This is a genomic window from Arenibacter catalasegens (assembly GCF_002909235.1).
GTDB lineage: Bacteria > Bacteroidota > Bacteroidia > Flavobacteriales > Flavobacteriaceae > Arenibacter > Arenibacter catalasegens.
The window spans coordinates 20,600-36,462 of the sequence record NZ_PHQQ01000011.1 but is presented as its reverse complement, the minus strand read 5'-3'; the positions used below and the strand labels follow the sequence as shown (position 1 = coordinate 36,462).

Annotated in this window: 14 protein-coding genes; 9 read left to right on the top strand and 5 right to left on the bottom strand. The window is 36.8% G+C overall.

Going from position 1 to position 15,863, the window contains the following annotated elements; all coding sequences use genetic code 11:
- Window positions 1-73: 73 nt before the first annotated feature.
- The 3 genes from CWD90_RS10415 to CWD90_RS10405 form a co-directional block, all read right to left on the bottom strand.
- Window positions 74-1,276 carry a cation:proton antiporter gene (locus CWD90_RS10415; RefSeq protein ID WP_157941196.1) on the bottom strand — a complete coding sequence of 401 codons (1,203 nt, stop codon included), beginning with the start codon at window positions 1,274-1,276 and terminating at the stop codon, window positions 74-76.
- 361 nt (window positions 1,277-1,637) lie between these two features.
- The gene (locus tag CWD90_RS10410) at window positions 1,638-2,462 is read right to left on the bottom strand and encodes a universal stress protein (protein WP_103475937.1); all 825 of its coding nucleotides are present in this window, start codon (window positions 2,460-2,462) and stop codon (window positions 1,638-1,640) included.
- A gap of 280 nt (window positions 2,463-2,742) precedes the next feature.
- Window positions 2,743-3,582, bottom strand: coding sequence for a universal stress protein (locus CWD90_RS10405; RefSeq protein WP_103475936.1), 840 nt, complete (start codon window positions 3,580-3,582; stop codon window positions 2,743-2,745).
- A 260-nt stretch (window positions 3,583-3,842) separates the two neighbouring features.
- Here CWD90_RS10405 and CWD90_RS10400 point away from each other — a divergent pair, with 260 nt between their 5' ends.
- Window positions 3,843-4,412: a hypothetical protein gene (locus tag CWD90_RS10400; protein ID WP_103475934.1), complete on the top strand. Its 570-nt coding sequence runs from the start codon at window positions 3,843-3,845 to the stop codon at window positions 4,410-4,412.
- A gap of 62 nt (window positions 4,413-4,474) precedes the next feature.
- On the opposite strand, the gene CWD90_RS10395 is transcribed toward CWD90_RS10400, so the two are convergent.
- The gene (locus CWD90_RS10395; RefSeq protein ID WP_103475932.1) at window positions 4,475-4,852 is read right to left on the bottom strand and encodes a cupin domain-containing protein; all 378 of its coding nucleotides are present in this window, start codon (window positions 4,850-4,852) and stop codon (window positions 4,475-4,477) included.
- Between the two features lie 292 nt (window positions 4,853-5,144).
- Here CWD90_RS10395 and CWD90_RS10390 point away from each other — a divergent pair, with 292 nt between their 5' ends.
- On the top strand, window positions 5,145-5,855 hold the full coding sequence (locus tag CWD90_RS10390) for a hypothetical protein (RefSeq protein WP_103475930.1): 711 nt from the start codon (window positions 5,145-5,147) through the stop codon (window positions 5,853-5,855).
- 27 nt (window positions 5,856-5,882) lie between these two features.
- Here CWD90_RS10390 and CWD90_RS10385 read toward each other — a convergent pair whose 3' ends face one another.
- Entirely contained in the window at window positions 5,883-8,474 is a 2,592-nt protein-coding gene (locus CWD90_RS10385) for an alkaline phosphatase family protein (RefSeq protein ID WP_192878012.1), read from the bottom strand.
- Window positions 8,475-8,921: 447 nt separating this feature from the next.
- Here CWD90_RS10385 and CWD90_RS10380 point away from each other — a divergent pair, with 447 nt between their 5' ends.
- From CWD90_RS10380 to CWD90_RS10350, 7 genes are all read left to right on the top strand, one after another.
- Window positions 8,922-9,446, top strand: a complete 525-nt coding sequence (locus CWD90_RS10380; protein ID WP_103475924.1) for a GNAT family N-acetyltransferase — start codon at window positions 8,922-8,924, stop codon at window positions 9,444-9,446.
- Between the two features lie 189 nt (window positions 9,447-9,635).
- Window positions 9,636-10,490, top strand: coding sequence for an alpha/beta hydrolase family protein (locus tag CWD90_RS10375; RefSeq protein WP_205161230.1), 855 nt, complete (start codon window positions 9,636-9,638; stop codon window positions 10,488-10,490).
- A gap of 252 nt (window positions 10,491-10,742) precedes the next feature.
- The gene (locus tag CWD90_RS10370; RefSeq protein WP_103475921.1) at window positions 10,743-11,135 is read left to right on the top strand and encodes a VOC family protein; all 393 of its coding nucleotides are present in this window, start codon (window positions 10,743-10,745) and stop codon (window positions 11,133-11,135) included.
- A 183-nt stretch (window positions 11,136-11,318) separates the two neighbouring features.
- Window positions 11,319-12,779 (top strand): amidohydrolase family protein, encoded by a 1,461-nt coding sequence (locus tag CWD90_RS10365; protein ID WP_157941195.1) that lies wholly within the window; start codon window positions 11,319-11,321, stop codon window positions 12,777-12,779.
- Between the two features lie 128 nt (window positions 12,780-12,907).
- Window positions 12,908-13,459, top strand: a complete 552-nt coding sequence (locus CWD90_RS10360; RefSeq protein WP_103475915.1) for a DUF4256 domain-containing protein — start codon at window positions 12,908-12,910, stop codon at window positions 13,457-13,459.
- A 143-nt stretch (window positions 13,460-13,602) separates the two neighbouring features.
- On the top strand, window positions 13,603-14,358 hold the full coding sequence (locus CWD90_RS10355; protein WP_103475912.1) for a DJ-1/PfpI family protein: 756 nt from the start codon (window positions 13,603-13,605) through the stop codon (window positions 14,356-14,358).
- A 300-nt stretch (window positions 14,359-14,658) separates the two neighbouring features.
- Window positions 14,659-15,834: a Gfo/Idh/MocA family protein gene (locus CWD90_RS10350; protein ID WP_103475910.1), complete on the top strand. Its 1,176-nt coding sequence runs from the start codon at window positions 14,659-14,661 to the stop codon at window positions 15,832-15,834.
- The last annotated feature ends 29 nt before the right edge of the window (window positions 15,835-15,863 follow it).

Sequence of the window (15,863 nt, the reverse complement as noted above, 5' to 3'; positions counted from 1 at the left end):
CCATTAAGTTGAAAATTTACCTTTCCAAGCTACAAACTTCCCAATCTGAAGGGAGCGTTGAATATCATAAGATTTAAGAAGTATCCTGCGTACCTGGATCGTTTTCAATTTTCCCAATCCCTATACGACGTGCTTGAATTCCAATTAGGGGGCCAGCGAGAATTGAAGAAAGAAGCGCTGAAAATACAATAGCCACGAATATTGTCTGTCCGATGAGTTGTAGCTCCATTGCCAGTGTAGCAACCACAATCTCCATGGCTCCTCCCGGAATGAAGATTAGCCCCATTAAAAGAGATGCTTGTTGGGACTGTTTGCCTAATTTTGCTCCTATCCAGGCGCCCACAAATTTACCCAAAATGGCAACTGTGCAAAAGATTAGGGTAGGCCATAGTTCCAATCCGACCAAGAAATCAATTTTAAGACCAAGGGTAGCAAAAAAGAGGGGTACAAAGATGGCGTGTAAGGTGTCAGAGACACTGTTGCGAAGTTCCTCCGTTACTCTTTTGGCACTTCCTGCCATGGTACCGGCCAAGAAGAAACCCAGAATAGCATGAATTCCCATCCACTGCGTGATAGCTCCACAAAGCAAACCAACACTGACGATTAAGGTCTGTGCCGCTGCTGGCTGTGGTAATGAAGTGGCTTGGACACGCTTTATCGCAAAATTCAATACTTTAGCCCCAACGGCAATACTTATTACGATAAAGCCTATTACGAGCAATGCTTTACCGCCCAGATCAATAACACTCATTGCATGCGCCGTTACCAATGACAAGACCACGGTGAACAATAACCATCCAAAAATATCATTGATGGCACAGGCGGAAAGGGCAAGGGAAGCTTGCGGTGTTTTGCTAATCCCTAGATCACCTAAGGTGCGTGCTACAACAGATATTGCAGTGATAGAACCTGCTACCGATAAAAATAGTGGAAATGAGACCGCAGTTGCTGCTTCTCCCCAATAAATAGGGTCATATGTACTGAATACCGGAAAGCCAATAGCAATGGGAAACAGCACCCCAACTATACCGATTAGGATGGCTGCACGTCCACTACGCAATGCATGCCCCACATTAACATGAAAACCCGAAGCGAGTAAAAGAAAGAAGACACCAAGCCAAGAAACGGTTTCAAGCATAATATATTGGGGCTCGCTTGGAGGAAAGAGCATATTTTGTAATTCCGGCGATACCCGCCCAAGTAGGGTTGGCCCCAACATTACACCAGCTAAAATTTCACCTGCTAGGGCGGGAATCTTCAAGGACTCACATAACACCCCAAGGGTTCGTGCAAACCCCAGGAGAACAAGGATCTGCACAATAAAAAGCAGAATGTGGCTTTCGTTTAGGTAATGCATGTCAATATATTATCCTATTGGACTTTAATTACGATAAAGTAAGCGTCATCGACCATTGAAATTCGAGGGTCCCCTACTCCATGTTTTTAGTAGTTAAATTCTAGAGTAAAAAGTGTTTTTTATACCTTTCCATAATATTGAGAGGACTTCCGTCTTTGTATAACCAATTGTTGGGTGGTTTCCGTTTTGTACCGCCCTTTACCTATACCTACTTATACCAAAAACTCACCAAAAAAAGGTAATATTATTTAGTACTGGAGCACTTAGTATTCTTGAAGTTTTATGACTCCTTTTGAAACGTAAAAAGCGGTATTCTTGTTTGAAATGCCGTATTTTGGGTTACACTCTTTTGAAATACCTTTTCTAAAAAGTTTGTATGATGGGTAAACATAATCACCATATCTGCGTCCACATCAGCAACAAACTTGTTGATTCCATCTATAACAGAGTTGCTCTTTAGTTCAATAGCCTTTATTTTTTGATAAGAAAAATCTTTTCTTAAGCTCTCTTCCTTTTGTTGCAAGTCACCTTCGAAACGTTCATTGTCCTTATCTATATGAAGAATATGAATCCACGAATCCATTAATTTTGCAAATGGGATAATTAGATCAATCTCTTTATCAAGATTGTACAAGTCACTTGAATATACAATATTGCCAATACCTTTATAGCGAGCAAATTCAGGAATGGTCAGAACAGGTATGCTACTGTTTTGTATGATACCGGCAGCATTACTTCCGAAGAGAATCTTTTTTAAGCCACTGGCACCTTTGGTACCAATACAAATCATATCGATATTATTTTTTAAAGCAAATATTTCAACATATTTTTCAATTGAGGAGCCAGAGGTAATTTCGTAGCTAATATCAATATTATGGCTATTATCTTTTTTGATAGACCCTATAAGTTCTTTCATTGAATTTTCGGAACTAGTTTTTATGGCCTCCTGAAGTTTATGGGAACCAATTCTAGCCCTTGAAGGTGCATTGGTATCTATTACGTGAAGTAAAATAAGTTGTATATCCACGTCCTTACTTAAATCTACAGAATACTTAATTGCTACTTTTGATAATTCGGAAAAATCTGTTGGTATTAAAATTCTCATGGAGTTCTATTTTAGGATTGAGCCTTAAAGTTATCCCTCTGTTGATTTTTATCCTATGATATTGGTCAGTCCCGGAAAAAACAAACACAGGAGTATTGGCTTGATTCAGCACCCTTTTAGAGCTACTTCTACGGAATAGGCACGAAATAAAACTCCTTTTCCTACTATTTCTCCCAGTAAGTATGGCATAGCCTTCAGGTATCACAACATTGTCTTCAGATGCAGCAATCGGACATATTTTTTACTCGATACCCAAAAAACCTTAATCAAACTGTCATAGTCATCTTCTAAAGTCATGCAAAGCCAGTACAGGGATGCTAGTATGATAATTAAGATTCTTTACCATTGGCCGAGATAAAATCATTCCAAAAAAGCTGTGTTTTCTATTAATGAAGGCAACCATATCGCTCCCACGAATTTCAATGAAGGAATTGATCGCTGTTTGTACATCCTTATTATTTAGAGTGTGAAATGAATGGTCCAATTCTTCAAAATAATCTTTCAATAAATTTTTATTAGTTATTTGGTCCGCATCAAGACTTTCTTCTTTATTGTGGACATTTAAAACTGTAATTGACGAATTGGAGATTTTTGCTATGTCGACCAAGTACTGAAATTCACGTCTTTTATAGGTTGTTCTAAAATTTGTTGGAAAAACAATTTCCTTTATTTCCTTATAAATCGTTTTTGCCGGTATAGCAAGTACGGGACAGTTTCTAATTTCTTCCATTGCAAGCACGGTTTGGCTCCCATAGATTTCCATTCTAGAATCGGTAGCTCCCTTAGTACCCATAACCACCATGTCTATGTCCTGCTTATCAACTATGGTCTTAATAGAGTCTAATAAGTTACCGCATTCTGATACTACGCGGAATTTATGATTTACAGAATTTTTATCAACTGATAGCCACTCAAGAATAATATTCAAGCCACCAATCGATTTTTTCTCAGAATCCTCTAAATCCTTAGTAATGGCAAACTCCATTGTATAAGCTTCAACCTTATATGTATTAAGAATGTAGAAGACACAGGTTTCGTTCTTAAATAGTTCAATAGCGTAGTTAATTGCGTTTTGAGCATTTTTTGAAAAATCTGTTGGACAAAGTATTCTCCGTTTCATAATTAAAATTTGTGAATTCAATATATCTCTTTAAAAAACAGACAACAATGATAAATGTCAGTCTGGTCAGCGTAAAATATTACGGACTACCTCAAGGGCAACCATAAAACCACCTGTCCATTTAGATAAAAATCCCCACAATAAAGATTCTTTCCTATTGACTATTTACTCCTAAAATATTGTATCTAAATTTACTTCCCATTTGCTATCTTAGATTAAAATATACAATCAACAATCAGATACGATTGTTAAAACCCATTATGAAAAAAACGATAATCATTTTAGCAATATTGGCTTCTGCCCGGGTCAATGCCCAATTAATTAAAGAGGAGTCCATTGCCTTGTCCATAGGTTACGGGTTGAGTGCAGCATACGATGATATAGATGTCGTTAGTACTGGATTTTATCTACAGGGCGAATATGTACTTGCTCTTTCCAAGTGGTTTGACATGAGACCGTATGCCGGACTAATTTTGACAAAATCCAACGGTAAAGACTTAAATAACAATCCAACTCCCTCTAAAGCTACTTCCAAAGCTTTTTTGATTGGAGGGAAAGCAAGAATTACTGCACCTATCCCTTGGGTTGCACCTTATTTGGAAGGCGGAATTGGTGCATCAATAGGCTCTTTTAGAACCTTAACTCCATATACTGATATTGATAAAAGAGGATTGCTTTTTCACATTCCTTTCTCCCTAGGTTTGGAATTGGGACCAAATCACAATTTTGACATTGCTTTTACATATTATTTTCACCCAGAGGTGAGACAGTTCTCAGGAGCAGCTGCATTTGGAATTTCTTTTCCAATAAATGCTATTAAGCGAATATAATCGTTTCTTAGATCAGCTTACTAAACTTATAACACCACTTTTGAATGTACATTGAATAAAATTTACCCTCCTAATTCCGCCATTTTTTTCCCAACATGGGTAATTACCTCATTGAATTCTTTTGTTGGATTAAAATCAATCATTTTAACATCTTCTTTAACTATTGCTGTATGACCGGATGGCAAATAAAAGACATCCCCCTTTTCAAGTAATTCTTCTTTTCCATCATCATAAATGACCACCATAGCACCTTCTACTATATATCCCCAATGAGGACAATGACAACTGTCATTATTTAAACCTTGTAAGAGTGGCGTAAAATCGGTGCCTTTTGGCAATTCATTAAAACAAACGGTCATTCCTCCAAAATCGGGTTGAGCTCGCATTGTAGTATCTGGTGCTTGCATAGTAATTGGAATGCTTTCTTTTTTAATTTTCATAGCTGTATGTATTTAGTGTACAGAAAGTTACAAAAAAAATATTTTTAAAAAAGAGGTGATTAATACCTACCCAGAGAAACTAGGAGTTATATCCAGAACATCGGCTCTATAAAAGCGTAAGCTGTATGCTTCTATTATATTTTTAGTGAAATGTCTTTCTCAGAGATGTGCAATATTTCACTTAAAAAATAATACTTTTGAATCAGTCTTTTTTAATACAAGCTGCACAACATTTTTATTTAAGTACTGAGCTAATGGACTATTCCTTTATTCAGATTCAACTAGTAAACCTATGAAATTAAAGTTTTTTTGTTTTGCTGTTTTTACTTTATGTCAAACTTTCTATGCCCAAATTACCAAGGGACTAATTGTGCCCAAAGAAGTTAATTCGTCAAATTTTTGTAGTGCCTATGTTCCTGAATCTGGTATCCAGATTTATAACAAACCCAATGGTAAAGTACAAGGTGAAATTGTGCAAGTCGCCAGCAAGGATCATCAAAATAAACCACATGAAATATTTATCAAAGTGCAAGGCCAATTAAACCCTATAGCAGATCCAAATATAAAAACTACAGGCGATGATAATACAGCACTGCTGTATATAGATCAGCTTTCAAATTTTGTCCAATTACATAATGGCTACTGGATTAAAGTAGCAGAGTTGGAAGATAAAGGATTGCAAATTGTTAATTGGATGCAATATCTCATTATGAAAAGTCCAGAGGTAATTGGGTACTATGCAAAAGAACCCGGGCTCGATTTAAGAAAATCTCCTACAGAAAATTCAGAACTAATTTTAGTTTTGAAAGGCGATTTATTGGAAATAAAACTAACCCATGAAGTTAAAGGTTTATGGTGTAAGGTTGTTGTAACGAAATATACTGATCACCCTTGTTCAAGTAAGGGTAATTTTGAGGAAATAAAACTCAAAACCTTCACGGGTTGGATTCAACTATTATCTGATGATTTAACTCCTAATGTAACGTACTACAAAACTTGCTAAGGGAACGAAACAACCTCTCTAATTTTTCTATTTATCCTTATTATTGGCCAAAATTGGATACGCTACATCATAGCCCTTTATGGAATGCCAAATTATACGATTAAAAATGTTTTCATCTGCCCTATCGATATCATCAAGGGGCATTTCCATAGATTTTTGTGCATAATACAATTGTTTCTCATTAGAAATCGAAGACAAGGATGGGTTCATCTCATCTAATTTAATATTATTTGGTATCACTTTATAAGGCGAAAAATCTGGCTCATTAGTAAAACAATCAACCAATGGTTCCGCTAATAAATCGAACTGTGTCATTGGCGATAAGCCTAAAATCAATTCCATGGTACGGAGAAAACTATTCTGATTGTAGTGTGTGCTTATTACCTCTCCCCTTTTGGTATAAGGACTTATGCACAAGGCGCCCGTTCTGCGTCCATCTACATGATCTAAACCCGCCTGAGTATCGTCCTGAATTACAAAAATGGCCGTTTCTGCCCAGAATTTACTATTACTTACCGCTTCTACTATTTGCCCTAATGCCAAATCATTATCTGCAACAGCTGCTCTGGGTGTAGGATATCCAGCCCTGGTACCTACTGTATGATCATTTGGTAATAGCATCACTGTAAAATTCGGAAAGTTATCATTCTTTTCAAATTCCTTTAATTCTTTTATAAACTCAGCTGCACGATAAACGTCCTGTACTTTTCCTGGAAATCCAACATAGGTAGGACAAAGATAGGGTTCCAGAGACTTGACCTCTGTAGTTGCTCTAATCTTTATTTCATTGGTGCCTGCTTTAAATTGGTTGTAAAGCTCTGTCCAAGTTGCATCATTTGGTTCAATTTCCGCGGCAACAAATTCGCCATAGTTGCGAAAAGAAAGTCCTGCATCCAAAACTTTATCCCATATAAAACCGCCCGAAGAATATGCCAAGACATCATCCCCATCATAGGGGTAGCTTCTTACAAAACCTCCGAAACTTTTTTCAAGATAATCGGTAACAAAACCTTCCATAGCCCACATATGTCCATCGGCACTAAGCACTCCATTGCAATAAGTGTTATCTAGCAAAACATATTTCTCTGCAAGGGCATGGTGGTTGGGAGTAACTTCCCTTCCAAATTGACATAAATTGGCATCACCATTGCCTTGTGGAAGATCGCCATATACCTGGTCATATGTTCGGTTTTCTTTAATAATATAAAGTACATGTTTAAATACAGACTTCTCACCCGGACGGGTGGGCAAAGGCACCACTTTTTCTTCAACACCTTCAACATTCAATTCATTAATTATTTTTGGAAGTCTCATATTTGAAGCTGCCTGTAATGAATACCTATTTAACTCCACCGCTCCTGGAACTGGTATAAAGGTTACAGATCCCATATGATCATGTGAGTTGAAACCGCCCTTAGGAATCTTAGATCGCTCTTCCCATCTACCACCAGTGCCTTTTACATTGGCCACTATCAACTCTGATCCGGCTTTATTCATTACAACAGCCCCAGGATACCATCCGGTTGGAATTAATCCAGTTACTTTATCAGTTTCAAGGTCTATTACGGCTAATAAATTATTAGCTCCATTTGCTACATATAATAATTTTCCTGTTGGATCTAGAACAAGAGCATTGGGTGCACTCCCAAAAGGTAGTTCTGCAGTGGGCTTTGTTTCTATGGATTTTAATACTACATCCTGTTTGGTGTCAATTACAGATATGATATCACTGTTAGCATTGGCAACATATAACTTAGAAGCGTCTTTTGACAATACCATATTACATGGCAACAATCCAACTTCGATTTCCTTCAATACTACTCTACTTTTTAAATCAACGACTGAAATGGTTCCTGAAGAACCAATCCCCGTTTTAGGATCAATAACAGCTTCTGAACCAGAGGTTAAGCCCGTAATGTCATCCGAGTTTGGAATGCGCCCTCCCCAATTGGTTACATAAGCCTTGGTATCTTTTATAATTACAGTAAAAGGAGCAATTCCAACGGGAATCTGCGTTTCCAACTCCATCGTTTTTGTGTTAACAACTCCAAGACTATTATTACGGCTAAGGGTTACGTAGATCAAATCTTGGGTTTCATCAATAACAAAACCACCTGGATAAGACCTATTGTTGTCTTCCTTTTCAGGGCCTTTTAATACTATTTCATTATGCCATTTAAATCCATTTTCACCCAATACGGCCGACCTTAAAATACCTTCGGTATCGGTAGTCCAAACAATAGAATCATTTGACGCCCATTGAATGCCTGCAAATGTATTACCACCCTTGGGCAATTCTAAGGTTTGTATAATTGTTTGACTTTTTACATCCAAGAATGTCACATCACTCTTATTCTTTACAGCGACAATAGTTTCTACATTATTTAAAGCAAGATCTGTTGGCCTTCCAGGAAAAACTACCGTATTACCAGCTGGATTTATAATTTGTGAAGTAGCAACCACATGGCTACCATTCTCCTGAGGTCCTACCATTGCCCTACGATTAAATAAATCAGGAGCGGCAGTAAACTGCTTTTGAGAATTTTCTTTGATTTTTACGGAGTTGCAACTAAATAGAAAACTTAAGCCAAGAAGGGAAATAACGGCTATTGATTTCATTGACTTTTTAAAGTAGTTCATAATCATTAACTAAAGTATTAAAGTGTTTTGATATTCACTGAATATTATTATTCACCAGATCTGTCATTAAATATAAGGAAATATCTTTTGAGAAATTTTCGTCAACAATTAGCGATTTCAATTTCATTTCTCTTTTGGTTTGTAAATAACAATTATCTGAATTTTAATTGCATGAAAAAACAATATATAAAACTGTGTTTTGGTGACCTTATCCACAGTAGCAATGACTCCTTTAATAATCTACATTCCTCCATCTTTGAACCCTTTTTTTTATAATATAGCTCTGCCCTAGCCTTCCATTATGAAACTTTTACAAGGCCTTGCGCAATAGTAGGATAACGGCAAAATAATTCGGATTCACTGTACTAAGCCAATAAAAGGCATATATCCAATGATCTTATATCTTTGTGGTTCACTAGCTAACAAATGAAATACCTACTCACAGGACAGGAAACCAAAAGGCTAAAATTTAGACTGTTGAAAGCTGAAGACTTCGATTCTTGGGTGGATTTGTTCAAAGCATATAAAATTGCTGAATATTTAGACCTAGACCCAAAACTATCGCAATCGGAATTATGCCAGATTTGGTTCGACAAAGCATTTCATAGATATGAAAATGATCTGGGAGGAATGAATGTTCTGATCGATAAAAAAACAAACCGCCTTGTGGGGCAATGTGGGCTCCTAGTTCAAACCATAGAAAATATGGAGAGATTGGAAGTAGGTTACTCTATCCTTCCTGAGTTTTGGAAGAATGGATTTGCAATTGAAGCGGCAACAAAGTGTAAAAATTATGCTTTTGAGAACCATTTTTCAGATTCATTGATCTCCATGATTCACATAGATAACCTAAGCTCTGAAAAAGTGGCTTTGAGAAATGGAATGTCTTTTGAAAAGAAAATAAAATCCTTTAATATATTTCGGATAGACAAGGAGAATTGGAAGTTATAAATCCCAAATTATTAGGGAAATCAATTATATGTAGGTGTTCTGGTTTTATTGAACCCTATTTATTATAACTAATCCCTGCTGTAATCTTGAATCCACATTGGGAACTATACCATTACAAAATTTGAAATACGCTTATAACCATTGTAATTCACAATCTATACTTTATAAGTTTAAAAAATTAACAGAACAGTGAACAAAAAGGATATTGCAATCGAATGTAAGGATGGCTTTGAACTAGCAGGGACAATTTATGAACCAAAATCTATTAAAGGGGCCATTATGATTGCCCCCGCCACTGGCATAAAAAGGAGATTTTATAACTCCTTGGCCACCTATTTGGCAGAGAATGGTTATGGAGTAATATGCTTCGACAATAGAGGTGTTGGCGACTCAAAAAAGGGGTCCATAAACCAAATAAATGCTTCCTTGATCAATTGGGGCAGGCTGGATATGACTGCTGTATTGGAAAAATTAAAAGAATCTTTTCCCAACCAATCTTACCATCTAATTGGGCATAGTGCTGGAGGGCAATTGGTGGGCTTAATGGACAATGCCTCGGAAATTAAATCGATGTTCAATTTTGCAGCATCGTCGGGCAGTCTAAAAAATATGAACTATCCTTTTAAACTATTCGCCTTCTTTTACCTCAATACATTCATCCCCTTTAGCAATCTTTTTTTCGGGTTAACAAACTCACAATGGGTAGGTATGGGAGAACCGCTACCAAAATTGGTAGCACAACAATGGTCCAGATGGTGCAACGGAAAAGGGTATGCCGCCACCGATTTTGGAAAGGCTATCCAAGAACACCTTTATGACGATTTAGATCTCCCTTCACTATGGCTGTATGCAAAAGACGACGGAATAGCGAATTGGGTAAATGTAAGGGACATGTCCCTAGTCTATTCCAAATCGAAAGCAGAAATTATTTCTATCGACCCCAAGGAATTAAGCTCAAAACGATTGGGACATATGGGTTTTTTCAGTTCCAAGAACAAGGAATTGTGGAACTATACCTTAGATTGGTTGAGTAAGCATGATTAAAGAACAGCAACACCTAATCATTTTACAAAACCATGATTAAAAGCATTGGTATATTCGGATAATTATTCGTAATTTTTTATCCATATTTTTTTAAAAATTCAAATGTACTCCCGATGTTTCCTAGGGGTAAGCATTTTGAAGTGCTAAGAATCCTAGTACTCAGTCAGAAAAGGGCAATACATTCCCCTGACAAACATACTGAATTTTGGAGGCTATTTTATTGATTATCAATTAACTATTAAATATCATATCATGAAAAATGGAAATCCCGTAGTTTGGTTCGAAATTTATGTTGACGACCTAAAAAGAGCTAAAAAATTTTACGAAACAGTATTTCAACTTGAATTGAGTGAAATGCCAATGCCAGATACCGCTGATGCCAGTATGAAAATGTTGTTTTTCCCGAGTAACATGGAAGCCATAAACAGTGCTTCAGGGGCATTGGTGAAAATAGAGGGTTTTAAAGCCGGTAACAATAGTACTGTTGTTTATTTTATGAGTGAAGATTGCAGTCTTGAAGAATCGATGATAGCAAGTGCAGGTGGAAGCATTTTTAAAGCTAAAACATCTTTGGGGGATTATGGCTTTATGGTTCTCGCAACAGATACTGAAGGTAATATGATCGGTGTGCACTCTATGAAATAATGGGAAAGTTACATTGGGTGCCAATTGGCAACTAATTCTTAAAACAAAAATGCCTATTGATTTCTAAATAATAACATTCCTGAAATTACAATGTGAATAATCATTTAATTTTATCCAAAATATAGTTTGGGCATTTAAGCTTTTTAACTAATGTTTATATATGTTAAACTAAAGACTCTTCTTATGATTAGAATTGCTTCTTTGAATCTTGTATACATGTTATTGTTATTTACTTCATGTATTAACTCCCAGAAAACCAAACATAATATCTCTGACCATGCCATTCTGATTCATAATGCGAACATTATAAATGTGAATAATGGTAATATTTTAGAAAATAAGGCCATTCTTATTGATAGTGGAATGATTAAATTATTGGGAGATTACGCTACCTTAAAAACATTGGTAAATCCCAAAAACGCAATCGATGTTCAGGATAAGTTTATCATTCCCGGATTATGGGATATGCATATCCATATTGAGGGACAAGATCTTGTGGAGGATAATTTAGCATTGTTTCCTGTTTTTATTGCCTATGGTATTACCACAGTCAGGGATATGGCAAGTGACCTGGGAGAACAGGTCCTAAGTTGGAGAGAAGATATAGCACAAAATAAATTATTAGGGCCCCAAATATTTACAGCTGGGAGAAAACTAGAAGGCATAAACTCTATATGGAAGGGGGATCTGGAAATAGCAAACGAAGTAGAATTAGAGCAAATGTTGGATAAACTTGACGCCTATAATGTGGATTTGGTGAAGATTACTGAAAACACTTTGGCAGGTCCCTTATTTCTCAAAAGTGTTCAGGAGTCTAAAAAAAGGGGATATAAGGTTTCCGGTCATGTGCCCTTGGACTTAACTATAGGGGAATTGGTTGAGGCCGGATTTTCAAGTATTGAACATGCCAGCTATATATTGCGTTTGGGGAGTGATGAAACAAAAACAGTGGAACAACTTAGATCTAAGGAAATAACCAAGGGCGAGGCCAATGCATATTATAATTCCCATTTTAATCAGGATACCGCCATCCTTGCCTATAAAAACTTGGGCAGGAGCAATATTGCCATAACACCAACCTTAATCGGTGGAAAACAACTAGCCTATTTGGATGAGGACAACCATTCCAAAGATGATTTTTTAGACTATTTAACAAATCGTTTTACTTCAAATTATCAATGGAGAATAGATAGAATGAAAACTGACACTCCAGAGCAGAAACAAAGTCGTAAAGACCATTATAATTTGATAGCCCAACAACTACCATACCTGCAAGAAGCTGGAATTAAAATTCTTGCCGGCAGCGACGCAGCCGCCTTAAATACTTTTGTTTACCCAGCTTTAGCGCTACACCAAGAAATGGAATTATTTGAGAAGGCTGGACTAACACCTATACAAATTTTACAGAGCGCAACTATTAACGGCGCTGAATTAATGGGAACCCTAAGTACAATGGCCACAATAGACATAAATAAACAGGCAGATATGCTAATCCTAAACAGCAATCCTTTATTAGATATTAAATCCACACAAGATATTTATGCCGTAATTAATAACGGACAATATTATAATAGAGAATATTTAGATTTAATGTTGCATCTAGCAAAACAAAAGAAGAAGGAATTGGATATGCAACGTAATTGAGACACCGAGAACCATGTATTAAATTTCCTAATTTGAATACATATCCTTCTATTTTATCCAAAATGAGTTTTCTGTGTACACTCCCCAATTACGGAAGGTTTTAAAATATTTACCAAATTATTAGCACAATGAAATTATCAGAAAAAGACAATGCCACTATTCTAGAGATTATAAAAGCCAGATTTAACCAAAATATGAATCGTCATAAAGACTTTGAATGGAACACTATAGAATATAGACTAAAAGACAATCCTGCCAAACTTTGGTCCCTTAATGAGATGGAGAAATCAGGAGGTGAACCGGATGTAGTTTCTTTTGATCCTGAAAAAGGAGAATACCTCTTTTTTGATTGTTCGGCGGAAAGTCCAACAGCTCGAAGAAGTGCCTGTTATGACCTGGAAGCACAGGAATCCAGAAAAAAATTCAAACCCAAACACAATGCTTGTGAGGTGGCCACTGCCATGGGTGCCAATTTATTAACGGAGGAGGAATATAGAAAATTACAAGATCTCGGAAAATTTGATACAAAGACCTCTAGTTGGATTGAGACCCCATCCCCTATTAGAAAACTAGGCGGGGCTCTTTTTGCCGATTTTAGATACGACCATGTTTTTGTTTATCACAATGGCGCCGATTCCTATTATGCCGCAAGAGGATTTAGGTGTTCGCTACGCGTCTGATTTCTTCGGTATTTATAAGTAGAAAGCCTAGCGCCAAACGAGGTGAATTGAACTCGATCAATTACCTTTACATCAGCTTTGGTGCTGCCGGTTTTCTCTTTTTGAAAACACCACACGACTTGGCATTTATAAAAAAATGAAAAATGAATAAAATTGGGATTTTATCAATACTACTTTTCTCCGCAATAGTAAGCACTTGCAATTCCGAAAAATCAAAAGTCAATACCGAAATACAAAAGGTTGGTCTTAACGAAATTAAATCCGATACTTTATCCAAACACCTAAAACCCTTCAATTCAGAATTGCCAACTATAGGGCTTATAATGTATAATGGGGTGCTACAAAGTGAAGTTATAGCCACATCAGATGTCTTTGCCAAACCTAGCGAGGATGGGAAACAGCTTTTTAACGTAATTACCATTGCCGAAACCGATAACCCGATTACAACGGAAGAAGGAATGAAATTTATTCCGGATTATACGTTTGGGAATTGTCCAAAATTGGAAGCATTATTCGTTCCAAGTGCCTATGATATGTATGCCCAGGTCCATAACCCTAAAATTGTGGATTTCATAAGGGAAAAAAATAAGGAAACTAAATATACCGTAAGTAATTGTGCCGGAGCACAATTAATTGGAGAATCGGGAATTGCCGATGGGCATAAAATTGTTACTTGGATCGGCGGAGGCGAGCAACTTCAAAAGGATTATCCCAATTTAAAAGTGCAAGACGATAATTTGGTGACTTTTGTAGAAGATGGAAAATTCAGTTCTTCAAATGGCAATCTCGCAAGTTATATTTCTGCACTTAATTTAGTAGAAAAAATGACCAGTGCTGAGCATAGGGAATTTGTGGCATCCTATTTATACTTAGACCGACTTCAAAATTGGAAGGAATAATTACGGTACCCAAATTAATATAAGACCAGCCTTTTAAATAAAGGTAGTCAACCTTGTGTTTTAATACCTATGTTTCTTTATCCATAAAAATAGGATGAGTATAGCCACTTAAATTCAGCCCTAATTTCTCTGAATTTAATGTTGTTTAGATTTCTTAATTTGGGGACCAGCAAATAATAAAAAATCTGATAAAATAAGGGCTGCCAATTTTAAAACTCAATGGATATCCCTCCTGAGTTCACTCCGATTTCCTGAAATTTATTGCTATATTTCAATTCTTTAAACCTTTAAGACATTCCTATGCCAGTCAATAGACGAAAATTTATTAGTCAATCATTTGCCTCTGCCGCAGGTGTGGCAGCCACTGCTATGATACCAGACCATATGTTTGGCAACAACTTACACAGCACTACTAGACCAGAAGAAATTATATTACCATCCAACAAATCTTTTGGCAATAAGGAAACTATTAAGTTTTCTGTGATAGGGTTGAATCATGGACATATTTATAGTATGGTTGATTCCCTAATCAATGGAGGGGGAATTATGGTGGCGGTATATGCCAAAGAGCCGGAACTTTTAAAGGACTTTACCCAACGCTACCCAAATGTTAAAGTCGTAAAAAATGAAAATGAGATTGTTGAGGACAGTTCAATTCAGTTGGTTGCAAGCGCATCCATTCCCGTAGAAAGGGCTCCCCTTGGAATTCGTGTTATGCAGTCCGGAAAAGACTTCATGACGGATAAACCAGGTATTCTTACATTGGAACAGTTTAAAGAAGTAAAAAAAGTACAGCAAGAAACGAAGCGAATATATTCGATAGTGTATAGTGAACGTTTAGGCAATCCAGCCTCTGTAAAAGCTGCAGAACTGGTCAGCGCAGGAGCTATAGGAAAGGTGGTGCAGACCATTGGACTAGGGCCGCACAGAATGCGACCAGAAACGCGTGCCGAATGGTTTTTTGACCCACAAAAAGCAGGGGGAATCTTATGTGATATAGGCTCACACCAATGCGACCAATTTCTTTTTTACACCAACTCCCAACAAGCAGAAGTCAATTATTCACAAATTGGAAATTTTAAAAATTTACATAATCCTACCTACCAGGATTTTGGGGATATGAGTGTTAGAAGTCCACACGCAACAGGTTATATTCGAATCGACTGGTTTACGCCAAATGGATTGGATACATGGGGGGATGGTCGGACATTTATTTTAGGCACTGAAGGCTATATAGAAATGAGAAAATACATTGATATTGCTGGTCGGGAAGGTGGTAATCACTTGTTCTTGGTAAACCAACAGGAAACAAAATATTACAACTGCTCCAATATTTATATGCCTTATGGTGAACAACTTGTAAACGATGTGGTGCACCGCACAGAAACCGCCATGTTACAAGACCACTGCTTCCTTGCCACAGAGTTGGCTTTAACAGCACAACAACGGGCACATAAAATTAATGTGGGATCCTAATACTTTATTTAATGCTCTGCTAAGTAGAT

Bases quoted from the DNA above. Each gene is read 5' to 3' on its own strand.
- CWD90_RS10410 (WP_103475937.1), bottom strand. From the start codon at position 2,462: ATGAGAATTTTAATACCAACAGATTTTTCCGAATTATCAAAAGTAGCA.
- CWD90_RS10405 (WP_103475936.1), bottom strand. From the start codon at position 3,582: ATGAAACGGAGAATACTTTGTCCAACAGATTTTTCAAAAAATGCTCAA.
- CWD90_RS10400 (WP_103475934.1), top strand. From the start codon at position 3,843: ATGAAAAAAACGATAATCATTTTAGCAATATTGGCTTCTGCCCGGGTC.
- CWD90_RS10395 (WP_103475932.1), bottom strand. From the start codon at position 4,852: ATGAAAATTAAAAAAGAAAGCATTCCAATTACTATGCAAGCACCAGAT.
- CWD90_RS10390 (WP_103475930.1), top strand. From the start codon at position 5,145: ATGAAATTAAAGTTTTTTTGTTTTGCTGTTTTTACTTTATGTCAAACT.
- CWD90_RS10385 (WP_192878012.1), bottom strand. From the start codon at position 8,474: ATGAAATCAATAGCCGTTATTTCCCTTCTTGGCTTAAGTTTTCTATTT.
- CWD90_RS10380 (WP_103475924.1), top strand. From the start codon at position 8,922: ATGAAATACCTACTCACAGGACAGGAAACCAAAAGGCTAAAATTTAGA.
- CWD90_RS10370 (WP_103475921.1), top strand. From the start codon at position 10,743: ATGAAAAATGGAAATCCCGTAGTTTGGTTCGAAATTTATGTTGACGAC.
- CWD90_RS10365 (WP_157941195.1), top strand. From the start codon at position 11,319: ATGATTAGAATTGCTTCTTTGAATCTTGTATACATGTTATTGTTATTT.
- CWD90_RS10360 (WP_103475915.1), top strand. From the start codon at position 12,908: ATGAAATTATCAGAAAAAGACAATGCCACTATTCTAGAGATTATAAAA.
- CWD90_RS10355 (WP_103475912.1), top strand. From the start codon at position 13,603: ATGAATAAAATTGGGATTTTATCAATACTACTTTTCTCCGCAATAGTA.
- CWD90_RS10350 (WP_103475910.1), top strand. From the start codon at position 14,659: ATGCCAGTCAATAGACGAAAATTTATTAGTCAATCATTTGCCTCTGCC.